This is a genomic window from Streptomyces sp. NRRL WC-3618 (assembly GCF_001280005.1).
Lineage (GTDB): Bacteria > Actinomycetota > Actinomycetes > Streptomycetales > Streptomycetaceae > Streptomyces.
Window position 1 is genome coordinate 13,598 of record NZ_LGDW01000325.1, and the last position, 14,995, is coordinate 28,592.

Annotated in this window: 17 protein-coding genes and 1 pseudogene; 11 read left to right on the forward strand and 7 right to left on the reverse strand. The window is 71.4% G+C overall.

Annotated elements, in window-relative coordinates; all coding sequences use genetic code 11:
- Positions 1-91 precede the first annotated feature (91 nt).
- Complete coding sequence (locus tag ADL01_RS24355; protein ID WP_078960731.1) at positions 92-1,504, forward strand: hypothetical protein; 1,413 nt, start codon at positions 92-94, stop codon at positions 1,502-1,504.
- 50 nt (positions 1,505-1,554) lie between these two features.
- Here the strand turns inward: ADL01_RS24355 and ADL01_RS24360 are convergent, their stop codons facing one another.
- Positions 1,555-1,968: a VOC family protein gene (locus ADL01_RS24360; protein WP_053744153.1), complete on the reverse strand. Its 414-nt coding sequence runs from the start codon at positions 1,966-1,968 to the stop codon at positions 1,555-1,557.
- Positions 1,969-2,246: 278 nt separating this feature from the next.
- Here ADL01_RS24360 and ADL01_RS24365 point away from each other — a divergent pair, with 278 nt between their 5' ends.
- From ADL01_RS24365 to amaP, 8 genes are all read left to right on the forward strand, one after another.
- Positions 2,247-3,845 (forward strand): ABC-F family ATP-binding cassette domain-containing protein, encoded by a 1,599-nt coding sequence (locus ADL01_RS24365; protein WP_053744154.1) that lies wholly within the window; start codon positions 2,247-2,249, stop codon positions 3,843-3,845.
- Between the two features lie 352 nt (positions 3,846-4,197).
- Complete coding sequence (locus ADL01_RS24370) at positions 4,198-4,419, forward strand: helix-turn-helix domain-containing protein (protein ID WP_006123601.1); 222 nt, start codon at positions 4,198-4,200, stop codon at positions 4,417-4,419.
- Between the two features lie 136 nt (positions 4,420-4,555).
- Positions 4,556-5,377 (forward strand): enoyl-CoA hydratase/isomerase family protein, encoded by an 822-nt coding sequence (locus ADL01_RS24375; protein WP_053744155.1) that lies wholly within the window; start codon positions 4,556-4,558, stop codon positions 5,375-5,377.
- A gap of 192 nt (positions 5,378-5,569) precedes the next feature.
- Positions 5,570-6,070 carry an Asp23/Gls24 family envelope stress response protein gene (locus ADL01_RS24380; RefSeq protein ID WP_053744156.1) on the forward strand — a complete coding sequence of 167 codons (501 nt, stop codon included), beginning with the start codon at positions 5,570-5,572 and terminating at the stop codon, positions 6,068-6,070.
- A gap of 42 nt (positions 6,071-6,112) precedes the next feature.
- On the forward strand, positions 6,113-6,298 hold the full coding sequence (locus ADL01_RS24385) for a hypothetical protein (RefSeq protein WP_053744157.1): 186 nt from the start codon (positions 6,113-6,115) through the stop codon (positions 6,296-6,298).
- Between the two features lie 6 nt (positions 6,299-6,304).
- Complete coding sequence (locus ADL01_RS24390) at positions 6,305-6,718, forward strand: Asp23/Gls24 family envelope stress response protein (RefSeq protein ID WP_078960732.1); 414 nt, start codon at positions 6,305-6,307, stop codon at positions 6,716-6,718.
- Positions 6,715-7,425 carry a DUF6286 domain-containing protein gene (locus tag ADL01_RS24395; protein ID WP_053744158.1) on the forward strand — a complete coding sequence of 237 codons (711 nt, stop codon included), beginning with the start codon at positions 6,715-6,717 and terminating at the stop codon, positions 7,423-7,425. Before ADL01_RS24390 ends, ADL01_RS24395 begins: the two co-directional genes overlap by 4 nt.
- Before the next feature lie 6 nt (positions 7,426-7,431).
- Complete coding sequence (amaP, locus tag ADL01_RS24400; RefSeq protein ID WP_053744159.1) at positions 7,432-8,010, forward strand: alkaline shock response membrane anchor protein AmaP; 579 nt, start codon at positions 7,432-7,434, stop codon at positions 8,008-8,010.
- A 54-nt stretch (positions 8,011-8,064) separates the two neighbouring features.
- Here amaP and ADL01_RS24405 read toward each other — a convergent pair whose 3' ends face one another.
- The 3 genes from ADL01_RS24405 to ADL01_RS24415 all read right to left on the reverse strand — a co-directional run bounded on the left by ADL01_RS24405 (position 8,065) and on the right by ADL01_RS24415 (position 11,549).
- A complete protein-coding gene (locus ADL01_RS24405; protein ID WP_053744160.1) occupies positions 8,065-8,820 on the reverse strand; it encodes an SDR family oxidoreductase in 756 nt (251 codons plus the stop codon).
- Positions 8,821-8,825: 5 nt separating this feature from the next.
- Positions 8,826-10,634 carry a glycoside hydrolase family 15 protein gene (locus ADL01_RS24410; protein ID WP_199834918.1) on the reverse strand — a complete coding sequence of 603 codons (1,809 nt, stop codon included), beginning with the start codon at positions 10,632-10,634 and terminating at the stop codon, positions 8,826-8,828.
- Between the two features lie 108 nt (positions 10,635-10,742).
- Complete coding sequence (locus ADL01_RS24415; RefSeq protein WP_053744161.1) at positions 10,743-11,549, reverse strand: SURF1 family protein; 807 nt, start codon at positions 11,547-11,549, stop codon at positions 10,743-10,745.
- 183 nt (positions 11,550-11,732) lie between these two features.
- On the opposite strand from ADL01_RS24415, the gene ADL01_RS24420 reads away from it, so the two are divergent.
- Complete coding sequence (locus ADL01_RS24420; protein WP_053744162.1) at positions 11,733-12,083, forward strand: VOC family protein; 351 nt, start codon at positions 11,733-11,735, stop codon at positions 12,081-12,083.
- Between the two features lie 84 nt (positions 12,084-12,167).
- On the opposite strand, the gene ADL01_RS24425 is transcribed toward ADL01_RS24420, so the two are convergent.
- Both ADL01_RS24425 and ADL01_RS24430 read right to left on the reverse strand, forming a co-directional pair.
- On the reverse strand, positions 12,168-12,401 hold the full coding sequence (locus ADL01_RS24425) for a hypothetical protein (RefSeq protein WP_053744200.1): 234 nt from the start codon (positions 12,399-12,401) through the stop codon (positions 12,168-12,170).
- Between the two features lie 79 nt (positions 12,402-12,480).
- Positions 12,481-13,491 (reverse strand): DEDDh family exonuclease, encoded by a 1,011-nt coding sequence (locus ADL01_RS24430; RefSeq protein WP_053744163.1) that lies wholly within the window; start codon positions 13,489-13,491, stop codon positions 12,481-12,483.
- Positions 13,492-13,611: 120 nt separating this feature from the next.
- Here ADL01_RS24430 and ADL01_RS46530 point away from each other — a divergent pair.
- Positions 13,612-13,896, forward strand: a pseudogene (locus ADL01_RS46530) (hypothetical protein); the annotation flags it as partial.
- Here ADL01_RS46530 and ADL01_RS24435 read toward each other — a convergent pair.
- A complete protein-coding gene (locus ADL01_RS24435) occupies positions 13,862-14,890 on the reverse strand; it encodes a CopD family protein (RefSeq protein WP_053744164.1) in 1,029 nt (342 codons plus the stop codon). The pseudogene ADL01_RS46530 and the gene ADL01_RS24435 overlap by 35 nt on opposite strands.
- Between the last annotated feature and the right edge of the window lie 105 nt (positions 14,891-14,995).

A 14,995-nucleotide genomic window follows, 5' to 3' on the forward strand; every position in this document is an offset into this window, starting at 1 on the left:
CCCCCGCCTGACACCCCTCCCTTGGCCAGCCCTGTGGCCCGCCGTGACATTCCGTTTGGGTTTTCGGACCGTCAACCGGAAGACTGCACCCGTGACGTCCCGTATCCCGCGCGACTCCAGGCTTCGACTCGTCCGCCCGCGACCCCTGGCCGCCGCCCCACGAGCGATGAACCAGCGGCGCTCGCGCCGCCCCGCCCCCCGTCCGCCCGAGGGCACACCCGCCCCGGCGGAACTGGCCAGAATGGCCCGCTCCGGTCTGGCCGGCGCGGCCCGTGTCGCCCGCTGGGCAGACCCCTCACTCAGGCCCGGCCATGACGGCGGGTCCTCCGACGGCAGGGGCGCCCTGTCCGACGCCACCGCCGAACGCGCGGCCGCCGAACTGGGGCTGACCCCGGATCAGGTCCGCCACGACTGGGACACCGCCCGGCTCGCCGGCCTGGTCGAGGTGCACGGCGACATCGCGCGCCCCGGCTGGCGCCTGCGCGCCTGGAACCGCGACGACAGCGCCGTACTTCGCGGCTGGGTCGCCCTCTTCGACGCCTGGTCCATCGCCCACCCCGAGGCCGCGGACCACGAGCCCGCCGCCGTCGCGGAAGTCGTCTCCGCGATGCCCCAGGTGCTCTCCTTCCTCCAGCTGTCCGCGGGGCCCGTCCCCATGGAGCAGCTCCTGGACCTGCTGGAACAGCGGGTCACGGAACTGCGCACCGAACGCTGCGAGATCCCCTACGGCCCCCAGCCCGAGCCGCTGCCGCAGCAGCCGGAGGCCACCGCCGTCGCCGACACCCCGCTCGCCCCCCTCCTCGACTGGGCCCTGCACGCCCTGGCCTCCGTCGGCGCCCTCACCTACGGCGACGGCCACGCCACGCTCACCCCGCTCGGCAGCTGGGCGGTGTGGGTCAAGCTGGAGCAGATCTGCGTCGCCGCGCAGAGCCCGGCCGGCAACATCGAGCAGAACGCCGAGGACATGCTGCGCGGCTGCTCCCAGCTGCGTCCCAACGCGGCCCGCGCCGAGTACCGGGCCTGGCTCGCCGCCCGCCCCGTCGGCAGCGCCGTCGCCGAACTCCTCGACGCCGCCCGGGGCGAGGACGCCCTGCTGCGGGGGCTCGCCTTCGAGGCGCTCCGCGTGGTCGGCGGCCCCGCCGAGCCCGATGTGCGCGCCGTGGTGGAGAAGACCCCGCTGCGCCCCTACGCCCTGCTGTGGCTGGCCGAGCACGACGGGATCGACCCGGAGGACGCCCACGAGGTGCTCACCCGCGAGGAGGCCACCTGGATGTGGGTGGACACCGCCGCGGCCGTCGCCGACCACGGCGAGGCGCCGCTGCTCGTGCGCCATCTGGAGTCCGCGGTGCAGCCCACCATCCCCGCGCTCCTCGACGAGGTGCGCGCGGTCGGTCACCCCCGCACCGTCCAGGTCCTGGTCGCCCTCGCCGCCGCCCACCCCGACCCGGCCCTGGCCAAGGCCGTACGCCGGGCCGCCTTCCAGGTCCACACCGGAGGCAACTAGGCCCGGCCGGACTGGCCGGGCGGCCGGAGAAGGCCAGGTCAGCCGGGGGGTCAGACCTGTATCTCGGGCGAGTATGTGCCGAAGCTCCAGATGTTGCCCTCGGCGTCGCGTGCCATGTAGTCGCGCGAACCGTAGTCCTGGTCCGTCGGGGGCATCAGGATGTCCGCGCCGTGCTCCAGCGCCTGCTGGTGGTGTGCGTCGACGTCGTCCACGACGACGTACACCCCGCACGGGCCCGCGTCCTTCATCGCCGTGTCGAAGACGCCGCCCCGGCCTTTCGAGCCGAGCATCACCGCGCCGTTGCCCTGCACCAGCTCGGCGTGCAGCACCAGGCCGTCCTCCCCCTCGTACACCGACACCTCGGTGAAGCCGAACGCCTCCGTGAGCTGCCGGATCGCCGCTTTCGCGTCCGCGTACAGCAGCGTCGGACAGATGCTGGGACGCCCGCCGCCGGTGCCTGCCATACCCATCACTCCCTCGGGGCCCGCTGCCGGGAGACCGGCAGACCGCAAAAAGAAATGGCCTGCGCCCAGTCTGGCACCGACCACTGACAAAGCCCCCTCTGAGCTGCGGCGCCGGAGGACGGTCCGACCGGGGAGCCCTCTCTCGAACACCTGCACGCAGGAAAAGTGCTTGCACGACCCCGTTAGACTTGGCCCATGGCCATTCTCCTCGCGCATTAGACGGCGGGAACGTCCTCAGCCGCCCACCCCGCCAACCTCCCCGCCCTGGAGTCTTGTCCGTGATCTCCGCCTCCGGTATCGAGCTGCGCGCCGGCGCCCGTGTCCTCATCGAGTCCGCCACCTTCCGTATCACCAAGGGCGACCGCATCGGCCTGGTCGGCCGTAACGGCGCCGGCAAGACGACCCTCACCAAGGTCCTCGCGGGCGAGGGCGTCCCCGCCGCAGGCCAGGTCGCCCGCTCCGGCGAGGTCGGCTACCTCCCCCAGGACCCCCGCACCGGTGACCTCGACGTGCTGGCGAGCGACCGCATCCTCTCCGCGCGCGGCCTGGACTCCCTGATCCGCAAGATGCGCGAGAACGAGCAGCGCATCGCCAACGGATCGGGCGCCACCCGCGAGAAGGCCATGCGGCAGTACGAGCGCCAGGAGACGGAGTTCCTCACCAAGGGCGGCTACTCCGCGGAGGCCGAGGCCGCCACCATCGCCGCCGCGCTCAACCTGCCCGACCGGGTGCTCGGCCAGCCCCTGCACACGCTCTCCGGTGGTCAGCGCCGCCGTATCGAGCTGGCCCGCATCCTGTTCTCGGACGCGGACACCCTGCTGCTCGACGAGCCGACCAACCACCTCGACGCGGACTCCATCGTCTGGCTGCGCGACTACCTGAAGTCCTACCGCGGCGGCTTCATCGTGATCTCCCACGATGTCGACCTGGTCGAGACGGTCGTCAACAAGGTGTTCTACCTGGACGCCAACCGCGCCCAGATCGACGTCTACAACATGGGCTGGAAGCTCTACCAGCAGCAGCGCGAGGCCGACGAGAAGCGCCGCAAGCGCGAGCGCCAGAACGCGGAGAAGAAGGCCGCCGCGCTGAACGCGCAGGCCGACAAGATGCGCGCCAAGGCCACCAAGACGGTCGCCGCGCAGAACATGGCCAAGCGCGCGGACCGGCTGCTCGCCGGGCTCGACGCGGTCCGGGTCTCCGACAAGGTCGCCAAGCTGCGCTTCCCGGAGCCCGCGGCCTGCGGCAAGACCCCGCTGATGGCCGAGGGACTGTCGAAGTCGTACGGATCGCTGGAGATCTTCACCGATGTCGACCTGGCCATCGACAAGGGCTCGCGCGTCGTCATCCTCGGTCTGAACGGAGCGGGCAAGACGACCCTCCTGCGCCTTCTCGGCGGCGCCGAGAAGCCCGACACCGGCGAGGTCATCGAGGGCCACGGGCTCAAGCTCGGCTACTACGCGCAGGAGCACGAGACCCTCGACCCCGAGCGCACGGTCCTCGAGAACATGCGCTCCGCCAACCCTGACCTCGACCTCGTCGAGGTCCGTAAGACGCTCGGTTCGTTCCTGTTCTCCGGCGACGACGTCGACAAGCCCGCCGGCGTCCTCTCCGGTGGCGAGAAGACCCGCCTCGCGCTCGCGACCCTCGTGGTCTCCTCCGCGAACGTGCTGCTCCTCGACGAGCCGACGAACAACCTCGACCCGGCCAGCCGCGAGGAGATCCTCGGCGCGCTGCGCACATACAAGGGCGCCGTCGTCCTCGTCACCCACGACGAGGGCGCCGTCGAGGCGCTCCAGCCGGAGCGGATCATCCTGCTGCCGGACGGTGTCGAGGACCTGTGGGGAGCCGACTACGCGGACCTGGTGGCCCTCGCCTGACGGTCGCGGTCACGTGATCGAATCGCTGATCCACTCGCTATGGATCATTCGGCCGATCCGTGATCCATCATCTGTGTGAGATCTCCTCATACCGAGGTGTGTCCTACATCCATTTCACGGCCGGGCCCTTCATCGATCAGGGCCCGGCCGTCGCGCGTTCCTGACCAGGCATTTCGCAGAACAACTCGTTCGGCCGTACGGACAGCCGACTACGGAGTTACACATTCCGCTTGTGGGGATGAGCTCCTGTCGTCAAAACCTTGTCTTACGGACCTTGCCGAATGGGTGGCCATGAGGCGCTTGAGGGGTGATCATGAGAGGACCAGAGCGCACTTCCCACGAGGAGGCACGGGTGGCCGAGACTCTGAAGAAGGGCAGCCGGGTAACCGGCGCCGCGCGCGACAAGCTCGCGGCAGACCTGAAGAAGAAGTACGACTCCGGTGCGAGCATTCGAGCGCTGGCCGAAGAAACCGGTCGCTCGTATGGCTTCGTACACCGGATGCTCAGCGAGTCGGGCGTCACGCTCCGTGGACGGGGCGGGGCGACCAGGGGCAAGAAGGCCGCTTCGGCCTGACTCCCGGCGACTCGTCGGCTTCGATGGTGACCACCCGGTCGGTCAACTGACCGGCTGGGTGGTTACTGTGCAGTCACTTAGGTGCGTCCCGCATGGGGCACGCACCTGATCCGACCGCACTCATCGGAGGCGCCCCATGGCTTCGCTCGACCATGACGTTGTTGGCCAAGGTCCCGAAGTTTCCGTACTCGACAAGGACGGCGTACGGCTCACCGTCGACGACGCGGTCGCCACGGTGACGCTGACCAACCCGGCCAAGCGCAACGCGCAGAGCCCCGCTCTGTGGCGGGCGCTGGCCGAGGCGGGCCGGCTGCTGCCGGGCACCGTGCGTGTCGTCGTGCTGCGCGCCGAGGGCCAGTCGTTCTCGGCCGGGCTCGACCGGCAGGCGTTCACGCCCGAGGGGTTCGACGGCGAGCCGTCGTTCATCGAGCTCGCGCGCAGTGACGACGCCACGCTGGACGCGACCATCGCCGCGTACCAGGAGGGCTTCACCTGGTGGCGGCGCAGCGATGTCGTGTCCATCGCCGCCGTCCAGGGGCATGCCGTCGGCGCGGGCTTCCAGCTCGCCCTGGCCTGTGACCTCCGCGTCGTCGCCGACGACGTGCAGTTCGCCATGCGCGAGACCAGCCTGGGCCTCGTCCCCGACCTGACGGGCACCCATCCGCTCGTCGGGCTGGTCGGCTACGCCCGCGCGCTGGAGATCTGCGCCACCGGCCGCTTCGTCCAGGCCGAGGAGGCCGTGAACACGGGTCTCGCCAACATCGCCGTACCGGCCGAGCGACTCGACGACGCCGTACGCGAACTGTCGGCCGCGCTGCTCGCGGCGCCCCGTGACGCCCTCGTCGAGACGAAGGCGCTGCTGCGCGGCGTCCAGGGCCGGACGTACGACGAACAGCGCACCGCCGAGCGCGCGGCCCAGGCCCGCCGACTGCGCGATCTGGCGGGCATCGGCGACTGACCGGCTCCCTCCTCACCTGTGCGGGGCCGTTGCCCACCGGCAGCGGCCTCGCACACGTGTCCGCGTGGCCGGGAGCGCACCTCCGACGAGTGGCGCGGCCGGCGCGTCGCCTGCCTGCCACTTCCCCGGCGCGCGTCCGGCCGACCCCGCCTACTGTGGGTCGTGGGGGACGACCGGAAGGGATGTGCGGCGATGAGCGACATGACCCGGCAGAGCCAGCCGGTGCAGCCCGGGAGCGAGGGCGAGGACCCGCGGTCCACCCAGCTCCGTAAGCCGAACGTCACCAGGCGCGGCGGCGGTGACCCGGCCGACCGGGGGCGCACCACGATCGCGGACGGAGTCGTCGAGAAGATCGCCGGGCTCGCCGCCCGTGACGTCCTCGGCGTGCACACCATGGGCAGCGGTTTCTCGCGGACCTTCGGCGCGGTCCGCGACCGGGTGCCCGGCGGCGCCTCGAAATCCGCCACCCGTGGGGTGAAGGCCGAGGTCGGTGAGGTGCAGACGGCCCTCGACCTGGAGATCGTCATCGAGTACGGCGTCTCGATCGGCGAGGTCGCCCGCGCCGTCCGCGAGAACGTCGTCGCGGCCGTGGAACGCATGACCGGCCTGGAGGTCGTCGAGGTCAACATCGCGGTGACGGACGTCAAGCTGCCCGACGAAGAGGAAGAGGAACCCGAGCCCCGCCTGCAATAGGAGATACGGGGTATCGGCAAGGTACCGGGAAGGCAGGGCAGCATGAGCATCGCCGTCATCGGCATGATCGCCGGAATGGCGCTGGGATTCGCCGGGTACTTCGGTGGCTTCGGTGCGTTTCTACTGGTGGCCGCCCTGGGCGCCCTCGGCTTCGTGATCGGCCGGTTCCTGGAGGGCGACCTGGATCCGGGCGACTTCTTCCGCACCCGCGACAACCGACGGCGGTGACGTCCCGTGACCGAGGAGCAGCCCGGTGAGGGGCCGCCGGAGCAGATCCGTACGCCTGGCAGGGCCACGACGACCGTGCCGCCGGGTGAACGCGGCGCCACCCGGATCGCCGACCGGGTCCTCGTGAAGATCGCCTCCCAGGCGGCCCGCGAGGCGCTGGCCGAACTGCCCCCGGACGCGGTACCGCCACACGCCACGGTCGTCGTCCACCACGATCGGGCCCGCGTCCGCGTGAGCCTCGAACTCCCGTACCCGTCCGATATCGGGGGCCAGTGCGCGACGGTGCGTCATCGGGTCGCTTCGCGGGTACACGCCCTGGCGGGAATGGACGTGCCGGAGGTCGCCGTCGAGATCGAGCGGCTGCACCTGGCACCGCCGCACGGTGCGGCACCAGGCAAGGCACAGGGGAGGACGCGATGAGCGAGCCCCAGGGCTCAGAGGGCTCGGACGGGTACGAGAACACCCGGCGGCTGCCCGTACTGGAGAAACCGGACTACGCCACGGCCGACACCACCACCGGAGCGGGGCAGTCCTCGTCCACCGCCGCCTACGACGCCCTGCCCACCCTCAGTGACGGGCAGGAGAAGAACGGCCGCTTCTGGTCGGCGCGCCGGGTCCCCGCGGGCCTCCTCGCGCTGATGCTGCTTGTCGTCGCGGGCGCCTTCCTCTACGACATCACCGCGGTACGAGCCCACCGCGAGGCCATGAACTGGCGGAAATCGCTGGCCCGGCAACTGGCGGAGCGTCCCCTCGACGACACCTGGGTCCTGGTCGGCGCCGGCGTCACCGTGGCCCTCGGCGCCTGGCTGCTTGTCCTCGCCGTGACGCCCGGTCTGCGCGGGGTCCTGCCGATGCGGCGCCCCCACACCGACGTCCGGCCGGGCCTGCACCGGGCCGCCGCCGCGATGGTGCTGCGCGACTGGGCCGTCGAGGTGTCCGGCGTCCAGTCGGTCCGGGTCCGCATGACCCGCGGCAGGGCTGACGTTCGCGCCGTCTCCCACTTCCGCGAACTCGACGACGTACGGGCAGACCTGGACGATGTGCTCGCCGGCGCGATCAGGAGCCTCGGGCTGTCCAGGCCGCCCGCCCTGTCGGTGCGTGTCGTCCGGCCCGGCCGGAAGGGGTGAGGACGGATGCAGCGCATCGTCAACCGCGTACTGCTCGGTCTCATCGGCCTGGCCCTGATCGTCGTCGGCGGCTCGGTACTGGCCGTGGGCCTCGGTGGCCGATGGCCGACGTGGTGGATCCACGACGACCGCCACGACGTACTGCTGAGCGACGCCGAACGCACCCACTACCGGGACGCCGGCTGGTGGTGGCCGACCGTCCTCGCGGTCCTGGCCGCCCTGGTCCTGCTGTCCCTGTGGTGGCTGGCCGCGGTACTCCGCCGACGCCGCCTCACCGAGGTCCTGGTCGACACGGGCGACGGCGAGGGAGCCCTGCTGCGCGGCCGGGCCATGGAGAACGCCGTCGCGGGAGAGGCGGCCCGTCTGGAGGGCGTGGAACGAGCCCACGTGACACTGACGGGCCGCCGCACGTCCCCGGAGGCCCGAGTCCAACTCCTCCTCCAGCCCCACGCGGCCCCGGAGGAAGCGGTACGCCGCCTGACGGCGGAGGCGTTGACGAACGCCCGCGACTCGGCAGGCCTCAAGTCCCTCCCGGCAGAGGTGGATCTGAGGGCGGTCAAGCACAGCGCGGAAAGGGTCAACTAGCAATCAGGGGGCCAGGTCAACAAGCCCCCACGGACCCGCAGTCAAAAACGCTGCTCAGAACCCATGCCTCATCCCCCCGTCGACAGGCACCATGACCCCCGTCAGATAGCTCGCAGCGGGCGACAGCAGAAACGCCGCCGTACGCCCGAACTCCTCCGGCCGCCCATACCGCCGCAACGGAATCCGCGACTCATTGGCGACCCGGGTCGCCGCCGGGTCGGCCGACAACCCGTCCAGCTCGCGCACGCGATCCGTGTCGATGCGCGCCGGCAACAACCCCACCACCCGGATCCCGCGCGGCCCCACCTCGTCCGCGAGGGACTTGGCGAACCCGGCGAGCCCCGGCCGCAGGCCGTTGGAGATCGTCAGCCCCGGAATCGGCTCGTGCACCGAGCCGGAGAGCACGAATCCGACGACCCCGCCCGCCTGCAGCTCCGCCACCGCCGTACGGGCCAGCCGTACCGCCCCCAGGAACACCGATTCGAACGCGGCCAGCCACTGCTCGTCCGTGTTGTCCGCGACGAACCCGGGCGCCGGCCCGCCCACGCTGACGAGGATGCCGTCGAAGCGCCCGAAGTGTTCGCGGGCCGCCGCGACGAGCCGCTGCGCGACCTCCGGATCGGAGTTGTCCGCGGCCACACCCACCGCCCCCGGGCCGAGGGCTGCCGCCGCCTCCGTGACCGTCTTCTCGTCCCGCCCCGTGATGACCACCTTCGCGCCGTCGGCGACGAGCTCGCGCGCGGCGGCGTTGCCCAGGCCGCGGGTGGCTCCGGTGACGACGTACACCCGGTCCTTCAGTCCAAGATCCATGGTCCCTATCCTGCCTGGTCCTCGCCGTACAGGGCGAGGGCGGTGTTGACGAGGCCGATGTGGCTGAACGCCTGGGGGAAGTTGCCGAGCTGACGGTCGCCGACCGGGTCGTACTCCTCCGCCAGCAGCCCCACGTCGTTGGTGAGGCCGACCAGACGCTCGAACAGGGCGCGGGCCTCGTCCGTACGCCCGATCATGTGCAGGGCGTCCGCCAGCCAGAACGAGCAGGCCAGGAACACCCCTTCGTCACCTGGCAGTCCGTCGACCACGGGACCGTCCGTGCTGTAGCGGCGGACGAATCCACCGTGCCCCAGCTCGTCCCTGATCGCGTCGATGGTGCCGACGATCCTCGGGTCGTCCGGCGGCAGGAAGCCGACGCGGGGCAGGAGCAGCACGGCGGCGTCGAGTTCGCGGGAGCCGTAGAACTGCGTGAACGTGTTGCGCTGCGGGTCGTAGCCGCGTTCGCACACCTCCTGGTGCACCTCGTCGCGCATGGCCCGCCAGCCCTCCAGGTCGCCGCCGTTCAGCTTCGGGTTGAGCTCGAGCTGACGCACCGCGCGGTCGGCGGCCACCCAGGCCATCACCTTCGAGTGCACGAAGTGCCGGCGGGGGCCGCGCACCTCCCACAGCCCCTCGTCGGGCAGGCGCCACGCCGTCTTCAGGAACTCCATGAGCGCGCACTGCACCCGCCACATGTGCGGCTTCGACGGCAGCCCCGAACGCCGGGCCAGCGCCAGCGAGTCGATCACCTCGCCGTACACGTCGAGCTGGAGCTGCCGTACGGCCGCGTTGCCGATCCGCACCGGGGTCGAGCCGCCGAATCCGGGCAGCCAGTCCAGCTCGAACTCGGGCAGCCGGCGCTCACCGGCGAGCCCGTACATGATCTGGAGGTCCGCCGGATCGCCGGCCACCGCCCGCAGCAGCCAGTCACGCCAGGACTCGGCCTCCTCGTGATATCCCGCCGACAGCAGCGCGTTCAGGGTGAGTGTGGAGTCGCGCAGCCAGCAGTACCGGTAGTCCCAGTTGCGTACGCCGCCCAGTTCCTCGGGGAGCGAGGTGGTGGGGGCGGCCACGATGCCGCCGGTCGGCGCGTACGTCAGCGCCTTGAGGGTGATCAGCGACCGCACGACGGCGTCCCGGTGCGGTCCGTCGTACGTACAGCGCGCCGACCAGTCCTTCCAGTCCGAGACGGCCGTCTCCAGCGCCTCGTACGGGTCGACGAACGGCGGGTGCGGTTCCTGCGAGGGATGCCAGGTCAACACGAACGCGACCCGCTCGCCCTCGGCGACGGTGACCTCCGAGTACGTGCTGAAGTCCCGGCCCCAGGTGCGCACTCCGTCGTCGGTGCGCAGCCACACGGCGTCCGGCCCAGCGACGGCCACCCGGTGTCCGTTCGCCCGGCGCATCCAGGGCACGATCGCCCCGTAGTCGAAGCGCAGCCGCAGGGTGCTGCGGACGGTGACCTCGCCGCGTACGCCTTCGACGATCCGTACGAGATCGGGGGCGCGGTCGCGCTGCGGCATCAGGTCGGTGACACGTACCGCGCCGTCCTCGGTCTCCCACTCGGTGTCGAGGACGAGGGTGCCGGGCCGGTAGGCGCGCCGGACGCAGCGGTCGGCGCCTTCGGGGGCGATCCGCCAGTGCCCGTTGCTCTCGTCGCCGAGCAGGGCCGCGAAACAGGCGGCCGAGTCGAAGCGGGGCAGACAGAGCCAGTCGACGCTGCCGTCCATGCCGACGAGCGCGGCGGTCTGGTGGTCGCCGACGAGGGCGTAGTCCTCGATACGGGGGATGCGGTGATTCTGGTGGGGGTGCACTTAGGGCGGGTTCCCGGTGTGGGGCCTCGGCATTCGGGCGAAGCCGTCCTGTCACACGCCGAGATCTCCGGTTGGGTCACACGGCCGGTCACGCCGAACGGGGGTGGGTCACACGGCGGCGGGCTCGGCGTCGGCCGTGTCCCGCGCTTCACGCGCCGCCGCCTCGGCCTCCGCCCGGTCCCGGCGTTCCCGGCGCACGAGGATCACCCAGCCCAGGGGAACGCCGGCGGAGAACAGCCACCACTGGATGGCGTAGGCGTAGTTCAGGGCGGCGTTCTCGTTGCCGGGCTTGCCCAGCGGCTCCGGGGCGTCGCCCTTCGGTGCGGGCGTCGTCAGCACGATGTAGCCGCCGAGCACCTCGGCCCCGAGCCGCCGGGCCTCCTGCTCGCTGTTGATCAGCATGACCTGCCGGTCCGGCAGCCCCTTGAGGTCCTTGATGCCGCTCGCCGCGGTCGTCTCGGCGGGCATCAGCCGCCCGGAGACGGTGATCTCGCCCTTGGGGGGCGCCGGGATCGCGGGGAACGCGGTCTGGCTCGGACCGTCCGCGGGGATCCAGCCCCGGTTGACCAGCAGGACCTTGCCGTCGTCCAGGACGAAGGGGGTCAGGACGTGGTAGCCGACCTCGTCGTCGGAGTTGGTGCGGCGGCGGACGACGACCTCGCGGTCGGTGTCGAAGCGGCCCTTCGCGCTGACGGTGTGGTATCGCTCGCCGGTGGTGACGGTGTGTCCGGGCGAGGTCAGCTTCTCCACGGGCACCGGCTCGGCGGACAGCGCGTCGGCGACGAGCTGGTTGCGGGCGGTGCGCTCTTCGTAGCGGTGCATCTGCCAGATGCCCAGCCTGATCATCGTGGGGATGAGGAGGAGGGCGACCAGCGTGAGGATCACCCACTGCCGGGACAAGAGGAAGCGGTACACCCCACTGACGGTACAACTCGCCCGTGGGGTGCTTTCAGGGGGGTGGGACCGGGGGCCGGCCCGTCAGCCGAGGTGCCACTGCAACTCGAGTGATCAAGTGAAGCGCTCCGACACTTCGATGAGGGATCCATGCCAGGATGCCGGGCACACGACCGCCGGCACGTCGATGGGCAGGAGCCAGCCATGATCAGCGGTGCGCATGTCATCCTCTACAGCCAGGACGCCGAGGCGGACCGTGCCTTCATCCGGGACGTCCTCGACTTTCCCGGCGTCGACGCGGGCGGCGGCTGGCTCGTCTTCAAGCTGCCCCCGGCCGAAGTCGCCGTGCACCCGACCGATGGCCCGCCCCAGCACGAGTTCTACTTGATGTGCGACGACCTCGACTCCCAGCTCGCCGAGTTCCGCGCCAAGGGCGTCGAGATCACCCGCCCGGTCAGCGGACAGCGCTGGGGCAGACTCACGGCGATCCGACTCCCCAGCGGCGCCGAACTCCCGCTGTACGAACCGCTGCACCCCGTCGCCCACAGCCTGTGACCCCACTTCCCGGCCAGGCCGTCGAACGGCCCGAGAGCATCCAAGAACGCTCACGGGCCGGGGGGGCGGGGACATAGCGCAAGCTCAGACCCTGTCGATGATCCCCACCTTTCCCTCCGCGCGGGCGCAGTGCGCCCCGCAGTACCAGTGGCCCTCGGCCTCCACGCCCTGCCCGATGATCTGGACCCGGCAGTGCTCGCAGATGGGTGCCATGCGGTGGATCGCGCAGGAGAAACAGTCGAAGACGTGCACCGCACCCTGCGCGTGCACCTCGAAGGTCATGCCGTAACTGTTGCCGCATACTTCACAGGTCGCCATGCGCCACAGGGTGGGCCGTCGGTGCCGTGCGAGCGAGACGGCGCCGGGCGAGTCGTACGGCAATCACCCGTCCGTACGGTCATCCCCGCGCCGCGGGTGCCACGTCCCGCAGCAGCTGCCCGAAGGCCGCCTCGTCGACGACCGGCGTGTCGAACTGGCGGGCCTTGACGACCTTCGAGGTCATGGAGTCGGGGTCGTTGGTGACGAGCAGGCTGGTCAGCCGGGACAGGCTCGTCGCCACATGCAGGCCCGCCTCGACGGCCCGGTCCTCCAGCAGATCGCGCTCGACCGAGGTGTCCCCCGAGAACGCCACCCGCATGCCCTGCATGAGCGGCTTGCCGTCCTCGTACCGCCCCGGGTTGGGGTACGGGCACGCGGGCCGCTTGCGTGACGCCCGCCAACTGGTCGGCTGATAGCCCCCGTAGCCCCCGGACGCCTGCCGCCCGATCTGCGGGCGCGCCGAGCCGCTCGTCGCCACGGACCCCGACCACTCCGTCAGCGGCCGGCACTCCAGCAGCGGCAGCCGTACGCCTCCCCGGGCCGCCGCGTGCAGGCTGGGCCGGAACGCCTCGGCGAGCACGCGCGCGTCGTCCAGCGCGTGGTGGGCCCGCTGCTGGACGACCCCGTAGTGCGCGGCGAGTGTCTCCAGCTTGTGGTTGGGCAGCGGCAGCCCCAGTTCCTTGGACAGGGCGATGGTGCACAGCCGCTGCCGCACCGGCGCCTCGCGCTCCGCGCGCGCGTACTCCCGGGCGATCATCGACCAGTCGAAGACGGCGTTGTGCGCGACGAGGACACGGTCGGCGAGCCGGGACGCGAACTCCTCGGCGATGTCGGCGAAGAGGGGCGCGCCCTCGAGGGCGTCGCTCGTCAGCCCGTGGATCCACACCGGCCCAGGATCCCGTTCCGGATTGACCGTTGTGTACCAGTGGTCCTCGACCTCGCCGCGCGCGTCGAGCCGGTAGACGGCGGCGGAGATTATCCGGTCATCCCGGGACAGACCGGTCGTCTCGACGTCAACGACCGCGTATCCCTGGGGATATGCGGTCGGCCACGGGGCGGGGGACGGCGTGGGCGTCAGGTCTTCGAGCATGGTCCCAGAGAATACGGGCCGCGACTGACAGTCCGTCGCGCACCCACCACCTGACCCCGCTCCGCGTCCCCGTCCCGTGGTGGACCGCAGCCCTGCACCACACTGACCGGCTGGCCGTTCCACACGTTCAACCCGGTCAAGGTCGCCACTCATGAGTACGTCGCGATCGTCAACGACATCAAGACGTCGGACAGTTGGCGTGAGCGCGCGGGTCGCCTCTTCAGGCCGTACAACTTGAGGACGTACATTGACGGGAGCCGCGCCCCACGCGCGCGTGCCCGGCGGAACCTGCTTACGTACCTCGCCGCACAGTGGTCGCCGGCCGAAGGCGCGGCCAGAGCCGCCGTGCGAGTCGCCGTTCGTCGGTCCGTCAGGTCCAGCGGATCGGCATCGGCAACACCGTGAGCAGACCTGACACCGCGACCACCAGCCCCAGCGCGACGACCTCCGCGCGCGCGGGGGAGCAGGCCGTCAGCGGGTCGGCCGCCCGGCGCAGCCGCAGCCGCGCCCACAGGGCGAGTACGGCGACGGCGGCCACCAGGATCACCTTGGCGAGCAGCGTGCGGCCGTACGCCGTCGACGCCAGCTGGTCCAGGACCGTGTCCGGCGGCATCCGGCGCAGGGTGCTCCAGATGCCGGTCGCGGTGATCAGGGCGAGCAGAACGGCCGCCACGCGCGCGTAGAGACCCAACAACGCCACGCCCGCGTCACGGGCCGCCCCCCAGAGGGACAACGTCCGCAGTACGTACAGCAGTCCGCCCACCCACAGCGCCGCGCACGTGAGATGGACGAAGGTCAGCGCCGAGCCGGTCAGCGGATCGAGCTCCGGCGCCGGATGGGCCCGCAGCGCCTCCGCGACGGCCACCGCGGCCAACGGCCAGATCTGCGTGGCCGGGCGGGCCGAGAGAGCGCACAGGCCCGCCGCGGCGAACCCGTTGACCTCCAGCAGGGCGAGCTTGCCGTCACGGGACGCGTACAGGCCGCCGACATCGATCGCGGCCAGGCTGTGCGGTACGAGGTTGCCGGTCGCCACCACCGAGGCGAGCCCCAACGCGGCGACGAAACCGACACCGGCCGCGTACGGCCCCCAGGAGCGCGCCCGCTCCGGCCGCGCGCCGGGCAGCCTGTCGGCCAGCCGGCGCACGAACAGCTCGCCCACCGGAACGCACAGCGCGCCGAACAGCAGGGCCCGCAGCAGACCGATCCCGTCCACGCCGGGCGCGGCGGCCTCCCCGGTGCCGTCCAGCGTGACGGACGGTCCGAGCAGCGGTATCAGCGCGGCCAGGGCCACCAGCACGAGCGCGGCGACGGCCCGTGCGGTGGCGGGGCGTCGGCCGTCAGGTGTTCTCGCGGTGCCGTCCTCGCCGGACGCCCCGTCAGTCGGTCGTATCAAGTCCACCCCAATGCCGCTTTTCCCGCACTGGGTATCAACATATGTACTGGATCAACACGATGGGCCGGGCAGCGTGAACTGCCCGGCCCACCGAAAGAAGATCCCTACCTA